The 19,686-nt window shown below is 38.8% G+C and carries 20 protein-coding genes and 2 other annotated features; all 20 genes read left to right on the top strand.

Annotated features, from left to right (window positions below; translation table 11 throughout):
- Positions 1–21: 21 nt before the first annotated feature.
- Complete coding sequence (radA, locus tag CD31_RS11635; RefSeq protein WP_016992143.1) at positions 22–1,398, top strand: DNA repair protein RadA; 1,377 nt, start codon at positions 22–24, stop codon at positions 1,396–1,398.
- A gap of 284 nt (positions 1,399–1,682) precedes the next feature.
- Entirely contained in the window at positions 1,683–2,768 is a 1,086-nt protein-coding gene (locus tag CD31_RS11630; protein WP_036077775.1) for a PIN/TRAM domain-containing protein, read from the top strand.
- 11 nt (positions 2,769–2,779) lie between these two features.
- Positions 2,780–3,475 carry a 2-C-methyl-D-erythritol 4-phosphate cytidylyltransferase gene (gene ispD, locus CD31_RS11625; RefSeq protein ID WP_036077773.1) on the top strand — a complete coding sequence of 232 codons (696 nt, stop codon included), beginning with the start codon at positions 2,780–2,782 and terminating at the stop codon, positions 3,473–3,475.
- Positions 3,476–3,778: 303 nt separating this feature from the next.
- A complete protein-coding gene (epsC, locus tag CD31_RS11620) occupies positions 3,779–4,720 on the top strand; it encodes a serine O-acetyltransferase EpsC (protein ID WP_004233580.1) in 942 nt (313 codons plus the stop codon).
- Positions 4,721–4,861: 141 nt separating this feature from the next.
- The gene (gene ispF, locus CD31_RS11615; protein ID WP_004233581.1) at positions 4,862–5,338 is read left to right on the top strand and encodes a 2-C-methyl-D-erythritol 2,4-cyclodiphosphate synthase; all 477 of its coding nucleotides are present in this window, start codon (positions 4,862–4,864) and stop codon (positions 5,336–5,338) included.
- Between the two features lie 90 nt (positions 5,339–5,428).
- A complete protein-coding gene (gene gltX / locus CD31_RS11610; RefSeq protein ID WP_036077770.1) occupies positions 5,429–6,889 on the top strand; it encodes a glutamate--tRNA ligase in 1,461 nt (486 codons plus the stop codon).
- A gap of 50 nt (positions 6,890–6,939) precedes the next feature.
- Positions 6,940–7,158, top strand: a binding site (T-box leader).
- 60 nt (positions 7,159–7,218) lie between these two features.
- Entirely contained in the window at positions 7,219–8,619 is a 1,401-nt protein-coding gene (gene cysS / locus CD31_RS11605) for a cysteine--tRNA ligase (protein WP_016992140.1), read from the top strand.
- On the top strand, positions 8,604–9,044 hold the full coding sequence (locus CD31_RS11600; protein WP_176408506.1) for a Mini-ribonuclease 3: 441 nt from the start codon (positions 8,604–8,606) through the stop codon (positions 9,042–9,044). Before cysS ends, CD31_RS11600 begins: the two co-directional genes overlap by 16 nt.
- Positions 9,044–9,796 (top strand): 23S rRNA (guanosine(2251)-2'-O)-methyltransferase RlmB, encoded by a 753-nt coding sequence (rlmB, locus tag CD31_RS11595; protein WP_016992138.1) that lies wholly within the window; start codon positions 9,044–9,046, stop codon positions 9,794–9,796. Before CD31_RS11600 ends, rlmB begins: the two co-directional genes overlap by 1 nt.
- Positions 9,797–9,798: 2 nt before the next feature.
- Positions 9,799–10,311: an NYN domain-containing protein gene (locus CD31_RS11590; RefSeq protein WP_016992137.1), complete on the top strand. Its 513-nt coding sequence runs from the start codon at positions 9,799–9,801 to the stop codon at positions 10,309–10,311.
- A gap of 68 nt (positions 10,312–10,379) precedes the next feature.
- On the top strand, positions 10,380–11,027 hold the full coding sequence (gene sigH / locus CD31_RS11585) for an RNA polymerase sporulation sigma factor SigH (RefSeq protein WP_004233587.1): 648 nt from the start codon (positions 10,380–10,382) through the stop codon (positions 11,025–11,027).
- Between the two features lie 77 nt (positions 11,028–11,104).
- Entirely contained in the window at positions 11,105–11,251 is a 147-nt protein-coding gene (rpmG, locus tag CD31_RS22985) for a 50S ribosomal protein L33 (protein WP_004233588.1), read from the top strand.
- Between the two features lie 48 nt (positions 11,252–11,299).
- Complete coding sequence (gene secE / locus CD31_RS11580; RefSeq protein WP_004233589.1) at positions 11,300–11,485, top strand: preprotein translocase subunit SecE; 186 nt, start codon at positions 11,300–11,302, stop codon at positions 11,483–11,485.
- A 354-nt stretch (positions 11,486–11,839) separates the two neighbouring features.
- On the top strand, positions 11,840–12,373 hold the full coding sequence (gene nusG, locus CD31_RS11575; RefSeq protein WP_004233590.1) for a transcription termination/antitermination protein NusG: 534 nt from the start codon (positions 11,840–11,842) through the stop codon (positions 12,371–12,373).
- 229 nt (positions 12,374–12,602) lie between these two features.
- Positions 12,603–13,028 carry a 50S ribosomal protein L11 gene (rplK, locus tag CD31_RS11570; RefSeq protein WP_004233593.1) on the top strand — a complete coding sequence of 142 codons (426 nt, stop codon included), beginning with the start codon at positions 12,603–12,605 and terminating at the stop codon, positions 13,026–13,028.
- Between the two features lie 116 nt (positions 13,029–13,144).
- The gene (gene rplA / locus CD31_RS11565; RefSeq protein ID WP_004233594.1) at positions 13,145–13,843 is read left to right on the top strand and encodes a 50S ribosomal protein L1; all 699 of its coding nucleotides are present in this window, start codon (positions 13,145–13,147) and stop codon (positions 13,841–13,843) included.
- A 53-nt stretch (positions 13,844–13,896) separates the two neighbouring features.
- Positions 13,897–14,042 (top strand) — a sequence feature (ribosomal protein L10 leader region).
- Positions 14,043–14,074: 32 nt separating this feature from the next.
- Entirely contained in the window at positions 14,075–14,575 is a 501-nt protein-coding gene (gene rplJ, locus CD31_RS11560; protein ID WP_004233596.1) for a 50S ribosomal protein L10, read from the top strand.
- A gap of 73 nt (positions 14,576–14,648) precedes the next feature.
- Entirely contained in the window at positions 14,649–15,008 is a 360-nt protein-coding gene (rplL, locus tag CD31_RS11555; protein ID WP_004233598.1) for a 50S ribosomal protein L7/L12, read from the top strand.
- A 76-nt stretch (positions 15,009–15,084) separates the two neighbouring features.
- Entirely contained in the window at positions 15,085–15,687 is a 603-nt protein-coding gene (locus CD31_RS11550; protein ID WP_036077767.1) for a class I SAM-dependent methyltransferase, read from the top strand.
- A gap of 242 nt (positions 15,688–15,929) precedes the next feature.
- Positions 15,930–19,505, top strand: a complete 3,576-nt coding sequence (gene rpoB / locus CD31_RS11545) for a DNA-directed RNA polymerase subunit beta (protein ID WP_176408505.1) — start codon at positions 15,930–15,932, stop codon at positions 19,503–19,505.
- The last annotated feature ends 181 nt before the right edge of the window (positions 19,506–19,686 follow it).

Raw genomic sequence — 19,686 nt, 5'->3', positions numbered from 1 at the left:
AATATTCGAGGTGAAAGCATTTTGGCAAAGAAAAAAACGAAATTTGTATGTTCAGGCTGTGGCTATGAATCTGCTAAATGGATGGGAAGATGTCCAGGGTGTGGTGAATGGAATAAAATGGTCGAAGAAGTGGAGATGGTTGCTAAAGGTCCACGTGGAGCATTTCAACATTCTGCTACAGTTACCCAAAAGGCAATCCCGATTATCCAGGTGGAAGCAACTGAGGAATCGCGTGTAGCAACAGAAATGGGCGAGCTCAATCGTGTATTAGGCGGCGGCATTGTACCTGGTTCTCTAGTATTAATTGGGGGCGATCCCGGAATAGGGAAATCAACATTACTATTACAGGTTTCCGCATTACTCTCAAATAAAGGGCATCGCGTACTTTATATTTCTGGAGAGGAATCCATTCGTCAAACGAAATTACGAGCAGAGCGTTTAGGAGTGATTTCTCAAGAGCTTTACATATATTCCGAAACAAACCTAGAGTTTTTAAATCAAACCATTGATGAAGTCCAACCTAAATTTGTCATTGTGGATTCTATACAAACGGTCTTTCATCCAGAAGTAACAAGCGCCCCAGGTAGTGTATCACAGGTTCGTGAATGTACAGCAGAGCTTATGCGAATCGCTAAAACTAAAGGTATTGCTATTTTTCTAGTAGGGCATGTAACAAAAGAGGGGCAAATAGCTGGGCCACGTATTTTAGAACACATGGTTGATACTGTACTGTATTTTGAAGGGGAAAGACATCATAATCATCGTATTTTACGAAGCCAAAAAAATCGCTTTGGTTCTACAAATGAAATTGCCATATTTGAAATGCTTCAGGGTGGGTTAAAGGAAGTTCTAAACCCTTCTGAGTTATTTTTACAGGAGCGTTCACAAGGTGCGGCAGGGTCAACTATTGTTGCATCAATGGAGGGGACAAGGCCTATCCTTGTTGAAATTCAATCCTTAGTTACACCTACAAGCTTTAACTATCCTAAACGTATGGCCACAGGTGTCGATCAAAACCGAGTACAATTGCTAATGGCTGTACTAGAAAAGCGTATGGGTCTCATGCTACAAGCTCAGGATGCATATATTAAAGTTGCTGGTGGTGTCAAGCTGGATGAGCCAGCTATAGATTTAGCAGTGTTGACAAGCATTGTATCTAGTTTTAAGGATCAGGCAGTGCGTGCAACCGATTGCTTTATTGGTGAGGTAGGACTGACAGGTGAGGTCCGTCGAGTGTCACGTATAGAACAGCGAGTCATTGAAGCGGCGAAGCTTGGATTCAAAAGAGCTTTCATTCCAGCTTCGAATATTGGTGGTTGGGAATTTCCACAGGGAATTGAAATTGTTGGTGTAGAAACGATAAAGGATGCTTTAAATGCATGCTTTAGAGAGCTATAAAGGAGATTGTGCATGTTGGACATTATGCTGACATGCATTTTCCTTCATTTTTAATGCTAATATCGGAAACTCAAATAAAGGAATCATCGTCCTAAATAATAGCTGATGTAGGAATAAAGGATTGTCATCTATTACATGTAAAAATAGAAATTTGTAAAATTATGTCTAACTAACTTATCCTTGTTTCACAACATCAAAAATAATGAGAATTTGATTGAGCTCATGAAAGATTTTCTGCCGTAAACTATGTATAATCTTAACTAACAATTAGGAGGTGACAGCTTGTGAAAAAATTTGTTCAAATTGCGTTTTTACTGATTGGAGGAGCATTGGGCCTTGTTTTCTTACCGCCATTATACGAATTGCTTCATTTATCATCTAATCCTTGGCTAGATAATCCTTATGTATCAGTAGCTCTAGGCGCACTTTTACTGTTTACACTATCTTTTGCATTTTCCGATTACTTTGTAAGGCTCATTAGCTGGATGGAAGAAGTTCTGTTTAAGGTTCCTATCGGAGATTTATTATTTGGTACGTTTGGTTTAATAATTGGGTTGATTGTCGCTTACTTTTTAGGCTTTGCCATTGATAGTGTAAAATTCCCTGTTATTACGGAAGTACTCCCTATTATCCTGTCATTTGTATTAGGGTATTTAGGTTTCCGTCTAGGTTTTAGAAAAAGAGATGAGCTCATACAGCTTTTTACATTACGAAGTGGCAATACGAAGAAAAAAGCTAGTGAAGGTGCTGAAGCTCAAGAGGTTCGTGGAAGCTACAAACTGCTAGATACAAGTGTGATTATCGATGGTCGTATTGCTGATATTTCTGAAACAGGCTTCATTGAGGGTATCTTAGTTGTACCTCAATTTGTGCTCACAGAGCTTCAGCATATAGCTGATTCTTCCGACACCTTAAAGCGCACAAGAGGTCGGCGTGGTTTAGATATATTAAAAAAACTACAAGATGAACGTAAGACAAAAGTTGAAATTACGGACGAGGATTTTGAAGATGTACAAGAGGTAGATTTAAAGCTTGTACGTCTTGCAAAAAAAATGGGTAACGACACACAAATTGTTACGAATGATTTTAACCTGAATAAAGTCTGTGAACTCCATCATGTAAAAGTATTAAATATTAATGATTTAGCGAATGCAGTGAAGCCTGTGGTCATACCAGGTGAGGACATGCAGGTTGTGGTTATAAAGGATGGTAAAGAGCATAACCAAGGAGTTGCCTATTTAGATGATGGAACGATGATTGTAGTTGAAGGTGGTCGTAGTTATATTGGACAGGCAATTACAGTTACAGTTACTAGTGTGCTGCAAACGTCAGCAGGTCGTATGATCTTTGCTAAGCCGAAGGACGATTAGGATGTGGGAAAATGCAATATGAAGTGGTTCTACCTGCTGCTGGAAGTGGGAAGCGTATGGGTGCAGGGCAAAATAAATTATTTTTAAAGCTTTTGGAGAAGCCTATTCTGGTACACACGCTAGAAGTGTTTCAACAAGATCCCTCTTGCACAGGTATTTGGCTGGCCGTTAAACCAGAAGAACGTGCATATATTCAAAAAATGCTAGAGGACTATCAGATTACCAAAGTGAAGGGCTTACCTGATGGAGGTGCTGAGCGACAGCATTCGGTTCATTCGTGTATGAAAGAGATGCAACAGGTAGATATTGTGCTTGTCCATGACGCAGCACGCCCGTTTATTACGCATGATATTATTGCAAAGCTTGTACAGAACGCCCATAATCACGGTGCAGCAATTGCAGGGGTTCGTGCGAAAGATACGATGAAAAAAGTATCAATGAATGGCATTATAGAGGAAACGGTTGATCGAGAAAGCCTTTGGATGGTGCAAACTCCACAAGCATTCCGTTTTGAATTAATTATGGAAGCGGAGGACGTAGCTGAAAAAGTAGGTTTTCTTGGGACAGATGAGGCGATGCTAATGGAGCGTCTCGGACATCAGGTACACATCGTAGAAAGTAGTTATGAAAATGTAAAAATGACAACACAAGAAGACTTAGTATTTGGTGAGGCAATCTTACGTAAGCGTGGATCATTCAATCATTAAGAAATATAGGCTATTCATTCGTAGTTTGTTGAGGATGGATAGTCTTTTTTATTTGTTTTGGTTGGGTAAAAGTCCATGGTGCAGGAATACCTCTTGGTTGCGAATTATGTCTATTATATATGTATGATAATGACATCCTTATAGCCGAATGAGAAACGAAGGCTAGGAAAAGGATAAAAAGTTAGAATAAGCTCACATAAAGTGGTTTTATCCATGTATGATCGTTTTACGTGTAAAATGAAATAGTGGATATATGATTAATAAGGTAATAGAATAGATGAAAAGATGTGAGGGGTGTTTATTGTGTCATTAAATGATTGGTTAAATCAAAAGGTTCCAGAAATTACAGGTTCATTAACTAGTATAAATAAACAGTACATCGACGTTGACAACTCAATAGGCTTTGATGGACGGGATCGGGTTATAAAAATAATAGATAATTTCCATGAGGTGCTGTTTCCTGGCATTTATATGACAAGACCGATTGATGAAACAAGGGTGAACGTAGTTTGCAGTAATAAGCTGCGTGAAACGGCATTAGATTTGCGGGATATTATCGAAAAAGTATTATTTTATAATATGGAGGACAGTGACCCTGCCAATTGCGAGAAGTATTGCCGTGAACAAGCAGACAAAATTGTTATGAATTTGATTAATCGATTTCCTGCCATTCGCCAAGTGCTACAAACAGATATTCAAGCGGCATATAATGGTGACCCAGCAGCTCTCTCCACAGAAGAAATTTTACTAAGCTATCCATCTATTGTGGCTGTTTATATTCACCGTATTGCACATGAGTTATACGAAATGGGCGTACAAATTGTGCCTCGAATTATGTCAGAATATGCGCACCGATTAACGGGTATCGATATTCATCCAGGGGCTACAATAGGAGAATCATTCTTTATTGACCACGGAACAGGTGTCGTTATTGGTGAAACTTGTACTATCGGAAAGAATGTAAAAATTTATCAAGGTGTAACATTAGGTGCACTAAGCTTCCCGTTAGATGAAAATGGTAATCCAATTAAAGGCATTAAACGTCATCCGAATATTGCTGACAATGTTGTCATTTATGCTGGTGCCACTATTTTAGGGGGCGAGACGACGATTGGGCACGATTCCGTTTTAGGAAGTAATATTTGGCTAACACACTCTGTTCCTCCTTATTCACGTGTCTATAATTCACAGCCATCTCCGAATATTAGCAACAGTCAAATGAAAAATATAGAGTATCATATTTAATGAATGTAGGGCAGTCTAGAGAGTGTAGCTTTCTAAACTGCCCATTACTGCTATAGGAGGATAATTATTAAGGCGCTTTTCAAACAACCTATGGCAAATTTTGATATGATAATGATAAATATTAATTAAAGGAAGATGAATATGTTTCGAATTGGACAAGGTTTTGACGTACATGCATTTGAAGAAGGTCGTCCATTAATTATTGGTGGCATTACCATTCCGCATGAAAAAGGACTAGTAGGACATTCAGATGCGGATGTTCTTTTACACACTGTCACAGATGCAGCTCTAGGAGCAATTGGAGAAGGGGATATTGGCCGTCATTTTCCAGATACAGACCCTGCATTTAAGGACGCGGATTCTGCAAAATTATTAGAGTACATTTGGAAAATTGTTGAGGATAAGGGCTATTCTCTAGGTAATGTGGATTGTACCATTATGGCACAGCGCCCTAAAATGGCACCCTATATTGGACAGATGCAACAGCGTATCGCTGAATTATTACACGCAGAGCCTTCACAGGTAAATGTTAAAGCAACGACAACTGAACGATTAGGTTTTACAGGTCGTGAGGAAGGTATTGCGGCAATGGCAACAATTCTTTTGATTAAGAAATAAATGTGGATGAACCCCGCTTTTATTTCCTGTAACAGAGTGGTAAAATGAACAAAGTCAATTTTTGATCGAAAATTTAGGAGGCTTTTAATTATGACGAAAGAAGTTCGCGTTCGTTACGCGCCATCTCCAACAGGTTATTTACATATCGGTGGAGCGCGTACAGCATTATTCAATTATTTATATGCAAAACATCATAACGGTAAATTCATTGTACGTATTGAAGATACGGATATTGAACGTAATGTAGAGGGCGGAGAAGCATCTCAGCTAGATAACCTAAAATGGTTAGGTATTGAATATGATGAGTCCATTGATATTGGTGGACCTTATGCGCCTTATCGTCAAATGGAACGTCTTGATATTTATAAAGAGCATGCTGAAAAACTATTAGAGCAAGGTGTAGCCTACAAGTGTTTCTGTTCTTCTGAAAAGCTTGAAGCTTCTCGAGAAGAACAAAAAGCAAGAGGTGTAGCTGCGCCTACTTATGATGGTACATGTCGCCACTTATCAGCAGATGAAGTCGCTGCTAAAGAAGCTGCAGGTGAGCCATACACAATCCGTATGCGTGTACCTGAAAATGTAACATACGAATTTGAAGATTTAGTTCGTGGACAAGTTACATTTGAATCTAAAGATATTGGTGATTGGGTACTTGTAAAAGCAAATGGTATTCCAACATATAACTATGCAGTTGTTTTAGACGATCACTTTATGGAAATTTCTCACGTATTCCGTGGTGAGGAGCATTTATCGAATACACCAAAGCAAATGATGATTTTTGATGCATTTGGTTGGGAATATCCTCGCTTTGGTCATATGACATTAATTATTAATGAAAACCGTAAAAAACTATCTAAGCGTGATGAATCGATTATTCAATTTGTTACGCAATATAAAGATTTAGGTTATCTTCCTGAAGCAATGTTTAACTTCTTTGCACTACTTGGTTGGTCTCCAGAGGGAGAGGAAGAGATTTTCTCAAAAGAAGAATTTATCAAAATTTTTGATGAAAAACGTCTTTCAAAATCACCATCTATGTTTGATAAGCAAAAGCTAACATGGATGAATAATCAATATATTAAAAAACTGTCTTTAGAAGAAGTTGTAGCATTATCTTTACCTCACCTACAAAAAGCAGGCTTGTTACCTGAAGAGCTTACTGCGGAGCAACGTGCTTGGGCGACGGATTTAATCGCACTTTATCATGACCAAATGAGTTTTGGCGCAGAAATTGTCGAATTATCTAGCCTATTCTTTAACGACCATATTGAATATGATGAAGAAGCAAAAGAGGTTTTAGCAGGAGAGCAAGTACCTGAAGTAATGGCAGCATTTAAAGCACAATTGGAAGAGCTAGAAGAATTTACACCAGATGGGGTAAAAGCTGCGATTAAAGCTGTACAAAAGACAACTGGTCATAAAGGCAAAAATCTGTTTATGCCAATCCGTGTTGTGACAACAGGTGAAACACATGGACCAGAGTTGCCGAACGCCATTTGTTTAATTGGTAAAGAGAAAGCAATTGACCGTGTAGAAAAATTTGCACAATAAAGATAAATTTATTGACAATTCATTCTTTCGTTGTAAAATGTATTTACATTGAAAAAGCGTTGATAAGGAGAAGTAAGTGGCGCATGCTCTTAAGAGAGGACCATCACCGGCTGAAAGTGGTCTGAGCCTAGGCAAAACTGAAATGCACCTTTGAGCATAAAGCTGAACGATAGTAGGCTTTATCGAGTCATCCCCGTTAATGGATGTCCAAAGTGGAAGGCTTTTTGTCTTCAATCAGAGTGGAACCACGCAAATCGAGCGTCTCTGTCATTCCTTTTAGGAGTGATAGGGGCGCTTTTTTATTCAATAGAAAAGGAGAGTGAAATACAATGGGTATTCAAATTTTTAACTCATTAACACGACAAAAGGAAACCTTTGTACCGCTAGAAGAAGGCAAGGTAAAAATGTATGTCTGCGGTCCTACAGTTTATAACTATATCCATATTGGGAATTCACGTCCTGTAATTGTTTATGATACAGTACGTCGTTATTTTCAGTATAAAGGCTATGATGTAAAGTTTGTTTCCAATTTTACGGATGTAGACGATAAAATTATAAAAGCGGCAAATGAGCTAGGTGAAGAAGTGCATGAATTAACAGAGCGCTTTATTGCAGCTTATTTTGAGGATGTTATGGCACTAGGATGCAAAAAAGCAGATGTTCATCCACGTGTGACAGAGCATATGGACGATATCATTCAATTTATTCAAGTGTTAATGGAAAAGGGCTACGCTTATGAGTCTGCTGGAGATGTGTATTACCGTACTCGTAAATTTGATGGCTACGGTAAATTATCACACCAATCCGTTGATGATTTAAAAATCGGTGCTCGTATTGAAGCAGGCGAGAAAAAAGATGATGCACTAGATTTCGCTTTATGGAAAGCAGCTAAGCCAGGTGAGATTTTCTGGGAAAGCCCATGGGGAGATGGCCGTCCAGGGTGGCATATTGAGTGTTCTGTAATGGCTCGTGAACATTTAGGAGATACTATTGATATTCATGCTGGTGGGCAGGATTTAACTTTCCCTCACCACGAAAATGAAATTGCTCAATCAGAGGCACACAATGATAAAACATTTGCGCGTTATTGGATGCATAACGGGTATATTAATATTGATAATGAAAAGATGTCCAAATCACTTGGGAATTTCATTCTTGTGAATGATATCCGTAAACAAATTGACCCGCAGATACTACGTTTCTTCATGTTATCTGTCCACTATCGTCATCCAATTAACTTTGCGAAGGACCTAGTAGAAGCTGCTGCATCAGGTTTAGAGCGTATTCGTACAGCTTACAACAATGTGAAGCATCGCCTTACTACTACAGTAAGCTTAGGTGATCATTCTGAAGAATGGCTGAACAAAATTGCGGAACAAAAAGCGCATTTTGAAGAGGCGATGGATGATGATTTTAATACAGCCAACGCTATTTCTGTGTTATTTGAAATAGCTCGCATTGCTAATATTTACTTAAATGAAACCAATACTTGCAAGAAGGTATTAGAAACCTTTATTGAAACCTTTGAAGTACTAGGTGACGTCTTAGGTATTGAATTTGCAAAAGAAGAAGAACTATTAGACGAAGAAATTGAAGCATTACTACAAGAGCGCGTCGAGGCACGTAAAAATCGTGATTTTGCTCGTTCTGATGAGATCCGTGACCATTTGCAAGCCCAAGGTATCATTTTAGAAGATACACGACAAGGAACTAGATGGAAACGAGGGTAATTAAGTTGGATAAACTTCGCAATGAAGATGTTAAACAATTAAATGCGCTGGCGTTAGCCTATATGGGTGATGCCGTATTGGAACAAAAGGTCCGAGAATATTTGCTACGCTCTGGTCGTGTTAAACCAAACACACTGCATCGAGAGGCAACTCGCTACGTTTCAGCAAAAGCACAATCTATGATCGTTCATCGCATGATGGATGAAAATTATTTAACAGAGGAGGAATTGGCAGTGTTCCGCCGTGGACGCAATGCCAAATCCGGCTCTGTACCAAAAAATACGGATGTCCAAACCTATCGTAATAGCTCAGGCTTTGAGGCGGTGCTTGGTAGTTTATATTTATTGAATGAACTAGAACGCGTCTACGAAATCATTGCATATGCTATTCAAATAATCGAGGAATCAAAAGGAGTGTCTAAATAATGGCAGAACAGAATGGTGAAATTATTGCCGGTAAAAACCCAGTGTTAGAAGCACTTCGTTCAGGCCGCGATATGAATAAAGTATGGATTGCAGAAGGTGTAAAGAAATCTGGTGTCAATGAACTGCTAGATTTAGCCCGTGAACGTGGTGTCATAGTTCAATTTGTTCCAAAAAAGAAAGTTGATCAATTATCAAGCGCCAATCATCAAGGAATCGTTGCTTCTGTTGCCGCTTATAAGTATGCTGAACTTGAGGATTTATTTGCAGCTGCAGCTCATAAACAGGAAGATCCCTTTTTCTTAATCTTAGATGAGTTAGAGGATCCTCATAATTTAGGGTCTATTATGAGAACGGCTGATGCTATAGGAGCACATGGTATTATTATCCCTAAGCGCCGATCAGTGAGTTTAACAGCAGTGGTGGCAAAGGCATCTACAGGAGCGATTGAACACGTTCCAGTTGTACGTGTAAACAATCTTGCTCAAACAATAGATGAATTAAAAGAACGCGGTATATGGATTGCAGGTACAGATGCAAAGGGATCTGCAGATTATCGAAAAATGGATGCAACATTACCATTAGCCATCATTATTGGCAGTGAGGGTAAAGGGATGGGGCGTTTATTAAAAGAAAAATGCGATTTTTTATATCACTTACCGATGGTTGGTCATGTCACATCACTGAACGCATCAGTAGCAGCAGCTTTATTAATGTACGAAGTGTATCGTAAACGTCAAGAAGCGATTGAATAACAATGAAAAACATTTTGCTTGTTGATGGCTATAATATGATTGGATCTTGGAAAGAGCTGCGGCCATTGCGTGATACGAATTTTGAGGATGCGCGAAGAAGGTTGATAGAACTCATGGCTGAATATAAAGCAGCAATGGGTTGGCGCGTAATTATTGTTTTTGACGCACATCTTGTACCAGGAGTAGAGCAATCTTATATAGAAAATGATGTAGAAGTCATTTATACACGAAAAAATGAAACAGCAGATGAACGCATTGAAAAAATGACACACGAATTAAAGGCTAGAAATGTACAAATTCATGTAGCAACTTCTGATATGGCAGAGCAAAGTGTTATATTTGGGAATGGCGCCCTAAGGAAATCGGCTAGAGAGCTAGAAATTGATACAGGTATTATCCAACATAAAATTACCCACGATGTGAAGCGGAAGCAAGAAAGTAAGCCGCCTTCTCGTATTGAATTAAAGCCAGATGTTGCGCTCGCCTTTGAAAAATGGCGACGTGGGTTGAAATGATTGATTGACGCATATTTTCCAATTCCGTTATACTGTTTCTAATTATCTGTTGTGGCTGAGGTGATACCATGTTTAAAAATAGCATTGTACAAGTGACACAAGATTTTGAACGATTCAATGATGAAGAGCTTATTGAAATGGTGCATCAAGGTAATACAGATGCGTTGGATTATTTAATTACGAAATACCGTTTGTTAGTAAGGGCGAAGGCAAGATCCTATTTCTTAATCGGAGCAGATAAGGAAGACATTGTACAGGAGGGCATGATAGGCTTATATAAAGCGATTCGTGATTTTAAAGGAGATAAGCTTGCATCATTCAGGGCTTTTGCAGAGTTATGTATAACAAGACAGATTATTACGGCTATTAAAACAGCAACTAGGCAAAAGCATATACCTCTAAATTCCTATATCTCTTTGGACAAGCCTATATTCGACGAAGAGTCAGACCGAACGCTTATGGATGTACTAACGGGTGCTATTATGGATGATCCAGAAGAATTGATGATTCATAGAGAAGAGTTTGGATATTTAGAAGAAAAGATGAGTGAGATTTTAAGTGAGTTAGAGCTTCAAGTTTTAGCCTTATATCTAGACGGTCAATCTTATCATGAAATTTCCGCTAAATTAAATCGTCATGTGAAATCTATCGATAATGCATTGCAGCGGGTAAAGCGCAAATTAGAACGTCATTTAGTCCTTGAGGAAATGTCTTAGTCCATATAGGCCTTTATTGACATTGACAAATATAGGTGTTAGTCTTAAAAAGACAAAGTGCCGAAAAAGGTGATTATATGGCAAAAAAAGTCGTGCTAAATTGTGAGAAATGTGGTTCGAGAAATTACACGTTCCCAGCTAAAGAAGGTTCAACTGTACGTCTCGAATTAAAGAAATTTTGCTCGCATTGCAATGAACATACAATGCATAAACAAACGCTATAAAATGATATGTAAATAGACAGATTTGATTGATTCGGAGGTTAAGCTAGAATGGGCAAGATCAAAAGCTTTTTCAGCGATGTAATGTCAGAAATGCGCAAAACAAGCTGGCCGAAAAGTAAAGAACTGACGAAATATACAGTCGTTGTAATTTCAACTGTTGTCATTATGGCTTTATTTTTTGTGTTAGTTGACTTAGGTATTTCATCATTATTCCGCTGGTACTTAGATTTATAATTTAGTAAATAGCATATTTTTGAAATAGCCCGTCCATTGCAATAACGGGTTTTTTCGTTTGTTTTATCTTCATTCAGCAGAAAACTCCATCTAATTGGATTGATGAGATGGGTGAAGTGAAGCGCAAAGCAGTAAAATCTCCTCATTATGATAAATACTACTAGGAGAGTATGATAGTAGCGATAGATGACTATGCTAGTTTCGGTATATATCATCGAGCTTTCGCAAGCAATTAGCGAAAGCTATATTTTTCTAATGAGATGTTTGTGAAAAGAGTAAAAATGCATTGAGCGTATCGCGATTCATTTTCACTTTTATTTGTAAGGGAGGGACGGACGAGGAGTCCTAGTAGTTATGGAGAAAAATTGGTATGTTGTTCATACGTATTCAGGGTATGAAAACCGTGTAAAAGCAAACCTAGAGAAACGTGTAGAAACAATGGGAATGCAAGATAAAATCTTCCGTGTGATTGTTCCTGAGCATGAAGAAACAGAAATGAAAGATGGAAAAAAACGTACAATGATGCGTAAAGTTTTCCCTGGTTATGTGTTAGTAGAGTTAATCATGACAGATGACTCTTGGTATGTAGTTCGAAATACGCCTGGTGTTACAGGCTTTATCGGTTCATCAGGTGGAGGAGCAAAACCAACACCGTTATTACCAGAAGAAGCAGATCGTTTACTGCAACAAATGGGTATGACTGATAAAGTTGTAGAAGTGGACATTACTGTTGGTGAAGCAGTAGAAGTATTAGAAGGGCCGTTTGCTCATTTCCAAGGGCGTGTTGAAGAAATTGACACGGAAAAAGGTAAAATTAAAGTGACGGTTGATATGTTTGGTCGCGAAACAATTATGGAGCTAGATTTCGAACAAGTTCAAAAATTATAGTTCTACCAATAGAATATTACATGCTAATTGGTAGATGTTTCGCAGATTTTGTTAATTACTACTTGCTTAAAAAAATTAAAAGTGGTATCATTTCATAGGTCAGACTGTCATACTTTTGTTTGACGTCTGTAATGATAATTTTAATGTTATCGGCACTTAGCTGACAGACAGATATTGAGTGGGAGGGGCAACCCAATTACCACATCACGGACTTAAGGAGGTGTGTCTCGTGGCTAAAAAAGTTATTAAAGTTGTAAAACTTCAAATCCCTGCTGGTAAAGCTAACCCAGCTCCACCGGTTGGTCCTGCATTAGGTCAAGCGGGTGTGAACATCATGGGATTCTGTAAAGAATTCAATGCGCGTACTGCTGATCAAGCTGGTCTTATTATTCCAGTTGAAATTTCAGTATTCGAGGATCGTTCTTTCACTTTCATTACAAAAACTCCACCTGCAGCAGTTCTACTTAAAGTAGCAGCTGGTATCCAATCTGGATCTGGTGAACCAAACCGTAAAAAAGTGGCAACGGTTAAACGTGATAAAGTTCGCGAAATCGCTGAAACTAAAATGCCAGACCTTAACGCTGCTTCAGTAGAAGCTGCTATGTTAATGGTTGAAGGTACTGCACGAAGCATGGGTATTGTTATCGAAGACTAATCCCATTTACTTGATGTTTTGTTTTTTGGAAGGTTGCGAAGTTTCTTTGTGAACACGCAACCTTTATTCGTGGGAGGTAAAATCCGCTATAACCACAATCAAGGAGGAAATATATAATGGCTAAAAAAGGTAAAAAACTGCAAGATGCAGCGAAATTAATTGATCGTAACGCACTATACACTGCACAAGAAGCAATCGAACTTGCTCAAAAAACTAGCACAGTAAACTTCGACGCTACTGTTGAAGTTGCTTTCCGCTTAGGTATTGATACTCGTAAAAACGACCAACAAATCCGTGGTGCAGTAGTGCTACCAAACGGTACTGGTAAAACTCAACGCGTATTAGTATTTGCAAAAGGTGAAAAACTTAAAGAAGCTGAAGCAGCTGGTGCTGACTATGTAGGCGATGCAGAATACATCCAAAAAATCCAACAAGGTTGGTTTGACTTCGATGTAATCGTAGCAACTCCTGACATGATGGGCGAAGTTGGTAAACTTGGTCGTGTATTAGGACCTAAAGGTTTAATGCCAAACCCTAAAACTGGTACAGTTACTTTTGATGTAACAAAAGCAATTGAAGAAATCAAAGCTGGTAAAGTAGAATACCGTGCTGATAAAGCTGGTATTATCCACGCTCCTATCGGTAAAGTTTCTTTCTCAGCAGAAAAATTAGTAGAAAACTTCTTAGCTGTTTTTGATGTAGTTCAAAAAGCAAAACCTGCTGCAGCTAAAGGTACTTACATGAAATCTGTAAATGTTACAACTACAATGGGTCCAGCGGTTAAAATTGACGCTTCTAACGTAGTAGTAAAATAATTTATATATATGTATTGACGATAGCAGCTATACGTGATACTATAGTTGCTGTTGTGAATTATCCATTTGTACCGTAGACAGTAGGAGTGACTTGTCACTTAATGTTCCTACCGAGGACATCGGAATTCAGATTCTTATTTAAAGATGATGACTTTCAGCCTCTGTGTCTATTTGACTCGGAGGCTTTTCTTTTGTCGGTATAAATGACCCATTCTAATAGGAGGTGTCATCATGAGCAAAGCAATCGAAAACAAACAAGTACAAGTTCAAGAGATTACTGAAAAATTCCAAGGCGCTGCTTCTGTAGTAGTTGTGGATTACCGTGGTCTTAATGTTGCACAAGTAACAGAGCTTCGTAAACAACTTCGTGAAGCTGGCGTTGAGTTCAAAGTTTACAAAAACACTTTAACTCGTCGTGCTGCTGAAGCTGCTGGCCTTGAAGGAATCAACGACGTATTAGTTGGTCCTAACGCAATTGCGTTCTCAAATGAAGATGTTGTAGCGCCTGCTAAAATCATCAACGAGTTCGCTAAGAAAAACGAAGCTTTAGAAATTAAAGCTGGTATTATTGAAGGTACTATCTCTTCTGTTGAAGATGTTAAAGCACTTGCAGAACTTCCATCACGCGAAGGTCTACTTTCTATGCTTTTATCTGTACTTCAAGCTCCAGTGCGTAACTTCGCACTTGCAACAAAAGCTGTTGCAGAACAAAAAGAAGAACAAGGCGCGTAATTTAGTACGCACTGAAACTTCTGCGGCCTGATCGCAAAAAAATAAAACATTATCCAATTAGGAGGAAATTATAATGAATAAAGAGCAAATCTTAGAAGCTATCAAAGCTATGACAGTTCTTGAATTAAACGATTTAGTAAAAGCTATCGAAGAAGAATTCGGTGTAACAGCTGCTGCTCCAGTAGCAGTAGTTGCTGGTGGTGCTGCTGCAGCTGAAGAAAAAACTGAATTTGACGTAGTATTAGCATCTGCTGGTGCAGAAAAAATCAAAGTAATCAAAGTGGTTCGTGAAATCACTGGTTTAGGTCTTAAAGAAGCTAAAGAAGTAGTAGATAACGCTCCTAAAGCTCTTAAAGAAGGCGTTTCTAAAGATGAAGCTGAAGAAATCAAAGCTAAACTTGAAGAAGTTGGCGCATCTGTAGAAGTTAAGTAATCTCGCGTTACTTTTTAACAAAAGGAAAGCTCGTCATTTTGGCGAGCTTTTTTCTTCATTCTGAGGAGGCGTGAAAATGTCAGATCACTATTATACAAGTAAGCCTCAAACTGAAAGTAAACCACGTCACTGGACATTCAAGTTACTAGGGCATACGTTTTCATTTGAAACGGATGCAGGTGTATTTAGTAAAAGCGAAGTAGATTTTGGATCCCGTGTTTTAATAGACGCTTTTCAAATGCCTGATATTGATGGTGCGATTTTTGATGTAGGTTGTGGATATGGTCCGATAGGGTTATCAATTGCCAAAACTAATCCAGACCGTACCGTTTTTATGATGGATATTAATGAACGTGCAGTTGCGCTTTCGCAAAAAAATGCGCAAGTGAACGGTGTTCAAAATGTGCGAATATTTGTGAGTGACGGCCTATCGATGGTTGATAAAGATGTAGATGCAGCAGCTATCTTAACGAATCCACCAATTCGTGCGGGGAAGGAAACGATTTTCCGCTTTTACGATGGAGCTTACGATCGGCTAGTGTCTTCGGGTGAACTCTGGGTAGTCATTCAGAAGAAACAAGGAGCGCCATCGACAGTAAGTTACTTAGAAGAAAAGTTTTCAGAAGTCGATGTAGTAGAAAAGAAAAAAGGGTACTGGATAGTACGCGCAAAAAAATAAATGAAATATGTATAATTTATTGACTTGACAAATCGGCTATGATAATATGATACAATGCAAAAATATTATTTTGAGGTCGTATGCCCTTTTTGTATAGAATTGTTTTAATATGGGTATACTTGCCAAGATAAGTTTAGTTAACCGAAAATGAGATCTTTTTGAAGACTCGTTTTCTTTTTGTCTTTCGAAATCATACACTATTTGTATGATTTTGCAAAGACCTAATATCGCTTTATTGAGGGGTGAATGAGTTGACAGGTCAACTAGTTCAGTACGGACAACACCGCCAGCGTAGAAGCTTTGCGCGTATTAAAGAGGTGCTTGAGCTTCCAAATCTGATTGAGATTCAAACGGCGTCTTACGAGTGGTTCCTTGAAGAAGGTTTACGTGAAATGTTCCGTGACATTTCGCCGATCGAGGACTTTACAGGTAATCTTTCATTAGAATTCATCGATTATTCATTAGGTGAGCCTAAATATGATGTTGATGAGTGTAAAGAGCGAGATGTTACTTACGCAGCTCCATTACGTGTGAAAGTACGTCTTTACAACAAAGAAACAGACGAAGTGAAAGAACAAGATGTCTTCATGGGTGATTTCCCGTTAATGACAGAAACAGGTACGTTCATTATCAACGGTGCTGAACGTGTTATCGTTTCACAATTAGTTCGTTCACCAAGTGTGTATTTCCATGATAAAACTGATAAAAACGGTAAAAAAGGTTTTGGAGCTACAGTTATTCCAAACCGCGGTGCTTGGTTAGAGTATGAAACTGATGCAAAAGACGTAGTTTATGTGCGAATTGATCGTACTCGTAAGCTACCAGTAACAGTGTTACTGCGTGCATTAGGTTTCGGTTCAGATCAAGAAATTATCGATATTATCGGTGATAACGAGTATCTACGTAATACGTTAGAAAAAGATAACTCTGAAAGTACAGAAAAAGCACTTTTAGAAATCTACGAACGTTTACGTCCAGGTGAGCCACCAACAGTAGAAAGTGCGAAGAGTTTATTATACTCTCGTTTCTTCGATGCTAAACGTTATGATTTAGCGAATGTTGGTCGCTACAAAATGAATAAAAAGCTTCACATTAAAAATCGTTTATTCAACCAAACGATTGCTGAAACGCTTGTAGATCCAGAAACAGGCGAAATTTTAGTAGAAAAAGGTACAGTACTAGATCGTCGTACTTTAGATAAAATTCTACCTTACCTAGAAGATTCATCAAAAGGTATTGGTTATCGCACTTTATCACAAGTCGGTGGAGTGCTTGAAGATGATGTAACTATCCAATCTATTAAGATTTATGCTCCAAAAGATGAAGCGCAAAAAGAAATTAATATCATCGGTAATGCGTACATTGATGAAGAAGTGAAGAATATTACTCCTGCTGATGTTTTATCTTCAGTAAGCTATTTCTTCAACTTACTTTACCAAGTAGGAGCAACGGATGATATTGACCATCTAGGTAACCGTCGCCTACGTTCTGTTGGTGAGTTACTACAAAACCAATTCCGTATCGGTTTGTCTCGTATGGAACGTGTAGTACGTGAGCGTATGTCAATTAACGACACAGCTGCGATCGTACCACAGCAATTAATCAATATCCGTCCAGTGATTGCGTCAATTAAAGAGTTCTTCGGAAGCTCTCAATTATCACAATTCATGGACCAAACAAACCCATTAGCAGAGTTAACGCATAAACGTCGTCTATCTGCATTAGGTCCTGGTGGTTTAACGCGTGAGCGCGCTGGTTTCGAAGTACGTGACGTTCACTATTCTCACTATGGTCGTATGTGTCCAATCGAGACACCAGAGGGTCCAAACATTGGGTTAATCAACTCATTATCTTCATTTGCCAAAGTAAATAAATTTGGTTTCATTGAGACACCTTATCGTCGTATTGACCACGAAACAGGTCGAGTAACGGAGCAAATTGATTATTTAACAGCTGATGAAGAAGATAACTACTATGTAGCACAAGCAAATTCACCGTTAAATCCAGATGGTACTTTTGCTAATGATGAAGTAGTAGGTCGTTTCCGTGGGGATAACACGGTATTCAATAAAGCGCAAATGGACTACATGGACGTATCTCCTAAACAAGTTGTCTCTGCAGCGACAGCGTGTATCCCGTTCTTAGAAAACGATGACTCGAACCGTGCACTTATGGGTGCCAACATGCAACGTCAAGCAGTTCCACTTCTTAACCCAGAAGCACCATTCGTTGGTACTGGTATGGAACATGTTGATGCGCGTGATTCTGGTGCAGCTGTAGTAGCGAAGTATGATGGTATTGTTGAGCACGTTGAAGCTCGCTCTATCCATGTTCGCCGCATTGAAGTTGTAGACGGTAAAGAGGTTAAAGGCGATTTAACAAAATATAAATTACAAAAGTTCATTCGTTCTAACCAAGGTACTTCTTATAACCAACGTCCACTTGTAAAAGTAGGCGAACGTGTGAAACCTCGTGATATTTTAGCAGATGGTCCATCAATGGAAAAAGGCGAACTAGCTCTTGGACGTAACGTACTGGTTGCATTCATGACTTGGAACGGCTTTAACTATGAGGATGCTGTTATTATGAGTGAGCGCCTTGTAAAAGACGATGTCTATACATCTGTTCATATTGAAGAATATGAATCAGAATCTCGTGATACAAAGCTTGGACCAGAAGAAATCACTCGTGATATTCCAAACGTCGGAGAAGATGCACTTCGTAACCTAGACGAACGTGGTATTATCCGTATTGGTGCGGAAGTACGTGACGGTGATATTCTTGTAGGGAAAGTAACGCCTAAAGGGGTTACAGAATTAACTGCTGAAGAGCGTTTATTACATGCAATCTTCGGTGAAAAGGCTCGTGAGGTTCGTGATACTTCATTACGTGTACCACACGGTGCTGGTGGTATCATTCTTGATGTTAAAGTATTTAACCGTGAAGATGGCGATGAATTACCACCAGGTGTTAACCAATTAGTTCGTGCTTACATTGTTCAAAAACGTAAAATTCGTGTTGGGGACAAAATGGCCGGACGTCATGGTAACAAAGGGGTTATCTCTCGTATCTTACCAGAAGAAGATATGCCATTCATGCCAGATGGCACGCCTGTTGATATCATGTTAAATCCACTTGGTGTACCTTCTCGTATGAATATCGGACAAGTTTTAGAGTTACACTTAGGTATGGCTTCTCGTTACCTAGGCGTTCACATGGCAACACCAGTATTTGATGGTGCTAATGAAGAAGACGTTTGGGAAACTATGGAAGAAGCTGGAATGAACCGTGATGGTAAAACAATCCTGTATGATGGCCGTTCTGGTGAACCATTCGATAACCGTGTATCAGTTGGTATCATGTATATGATTAAACTTGCTCACATGGTTGATGATAAACTTCATGCACGTTCAACTGGTCCTTACTCACTTGTTACGCAACAACCACTTGGTGGTAAAGCGCAATTTGGTGGACAACGTTTTGGTGAGATGGAGGTATGGGCACTTGAAGCATATGGTGCTGCGTATACACTTCAAGAAATCTTAACGGTTAAATCCGATGACGTTGTTGGTCGTGTGAAAACATATGAAGCCATCGTTAAAGGTGAAAGTGTACCAGAGCCAGGTGTTCCTGAGTCATTCAAAGTATTGATTAAAGAACTTCAATCTCTTGGTATGGATGTTAAGATGTTAACAGTTAATGATGAAGAAGTAGAGCTTCGCGATTTAGACGAAGAAGACGATCTTCAGCCAGCTGATGCACTTAACATTGCACCACAGCCAGATACAGAAGAAGAGCCAGTAGAGTCTTTTGAATAATGGAAAACCAAATTCACAAATGTGAATAAGGTCAAACTTATTTTTCAAATTAGCCGGGCAGGATTTAACGCCCTGCCTGGCTTTTTCTTTTAATAAATCATTCTATTTTTAATCCTTTGCCAAAGAGGCAATCTTTGCAAACGATTATCGAGCTGCGTAAAAGAGTCTTTATAAAGACCTA

Source organism: Lysinibacillus boronitolerans JCM 21713 = 10a = NBRC 103108 (genome assembly GCF_000772935.1).
Lineage (GTDB): Bacteria > Bacillota > Bacilli > Bacillales_A > Planococcaceae > Lysinibacillus > Lysinibacillus boronitolerans.
The sequence above is the reverse complement of the archived record's forward strand: the minus strand, read 5'-3'. Positions and strand labels throughout refer to the sequence as shown.

Coding starts and splice junctions, on each gene's coding strand:
- CD31_RS11550 (WP_036077767.1), top strand. CDS start 15,085: ATGTCAGATCACTATTATACAAGTAAGCCTCAAACTGAAAGTAAACCA.
- CD31_RS11590 (WP_016992137.1), top strand. CDS start 9,799: ATGAAAAACATTTTGCTTGTTGATGGCTATAATATGATTGGATCTTGG.
- ispF (WP_004233581.1), top strand. CDS start 4,862: ATGTTTCGAATTGGACAAGGTTTTGACGTACATGCATTTGAAGAAGGT.
- CD31_RS11600 (WP_176408506.1), top strand. CDS start 8,604: ATGGAAACGAGGGTAATTAAGTTGGATAAACTTCGCAATGAAGATGTT.
- cysS (WP_016992140.1), top strand. CDS start 7,219: ATGGGTATTCAAATTTTTAACTCATTAACACGACAAAAGGAAACCTTT.
- rpmG (WP_004233588.1), top strand. CDS start 11,105: ATGGCAAAAAAAGTCGTGCTAAATTGTGAGAAATGTGGTTCGAGAAAT.
- sigH (WP_004233587.1), top strand. CDS start 10,380: ATGTTTAAAAATAGCATTGTACAAGTGACACAAGATTTTGAACGATTC.
- gltX (WP_036077770.1), top strand. CDS start 5,429: ATGACGAAAGAAGTTCGCGTTCGTTACGCGCCATCTCCAACAGGTTAT.
- nusG (WP_004233590.1), top strand. CDS start 11,840: ATGGAGAAAAATTGGTATGTTGTTCATACGTATTCAGGGTATGAAAAC.
- secE (WP_004233589.1), top strand. CDS start 11,300: ATGGGCAAGATCAAAAGCTTTTTCAGCGATGTAATGTCAGAAATGCGC.
- ispD (WP_036077773.1), top strand. CDS start 2,780: ATGCAATATGAAGTGGTTCTACCTGCTGCTGGAAGTGGGAAGCGTATG.
- rlmB (WP_016992138.1), top strand. CDS start 9,044: ATGGCAGAACAGAATGGTGAAATTATTGCCGGTAAAAACCCAGTGTTA.
- rplA (WP_004233594.1), top strand. CDS start 13,145: ATGGCTAAAAAAGGTAAAAAACTGCAAGATGCAGCGAAATTAATTGAT.
- rplJ (WP_004233596.1), top strand. CDS start 14,075: ATGAGCAAAGCAATCGAAAACAAACAAGTACAAGTTCAAGAGATTACT.
- rplL (WP_004233598.1), top strand. CDS start 14,649: ATGAATAAAGAGCAAATCTTAGAAGCTATCAAAGCTATGACAGTTCTT.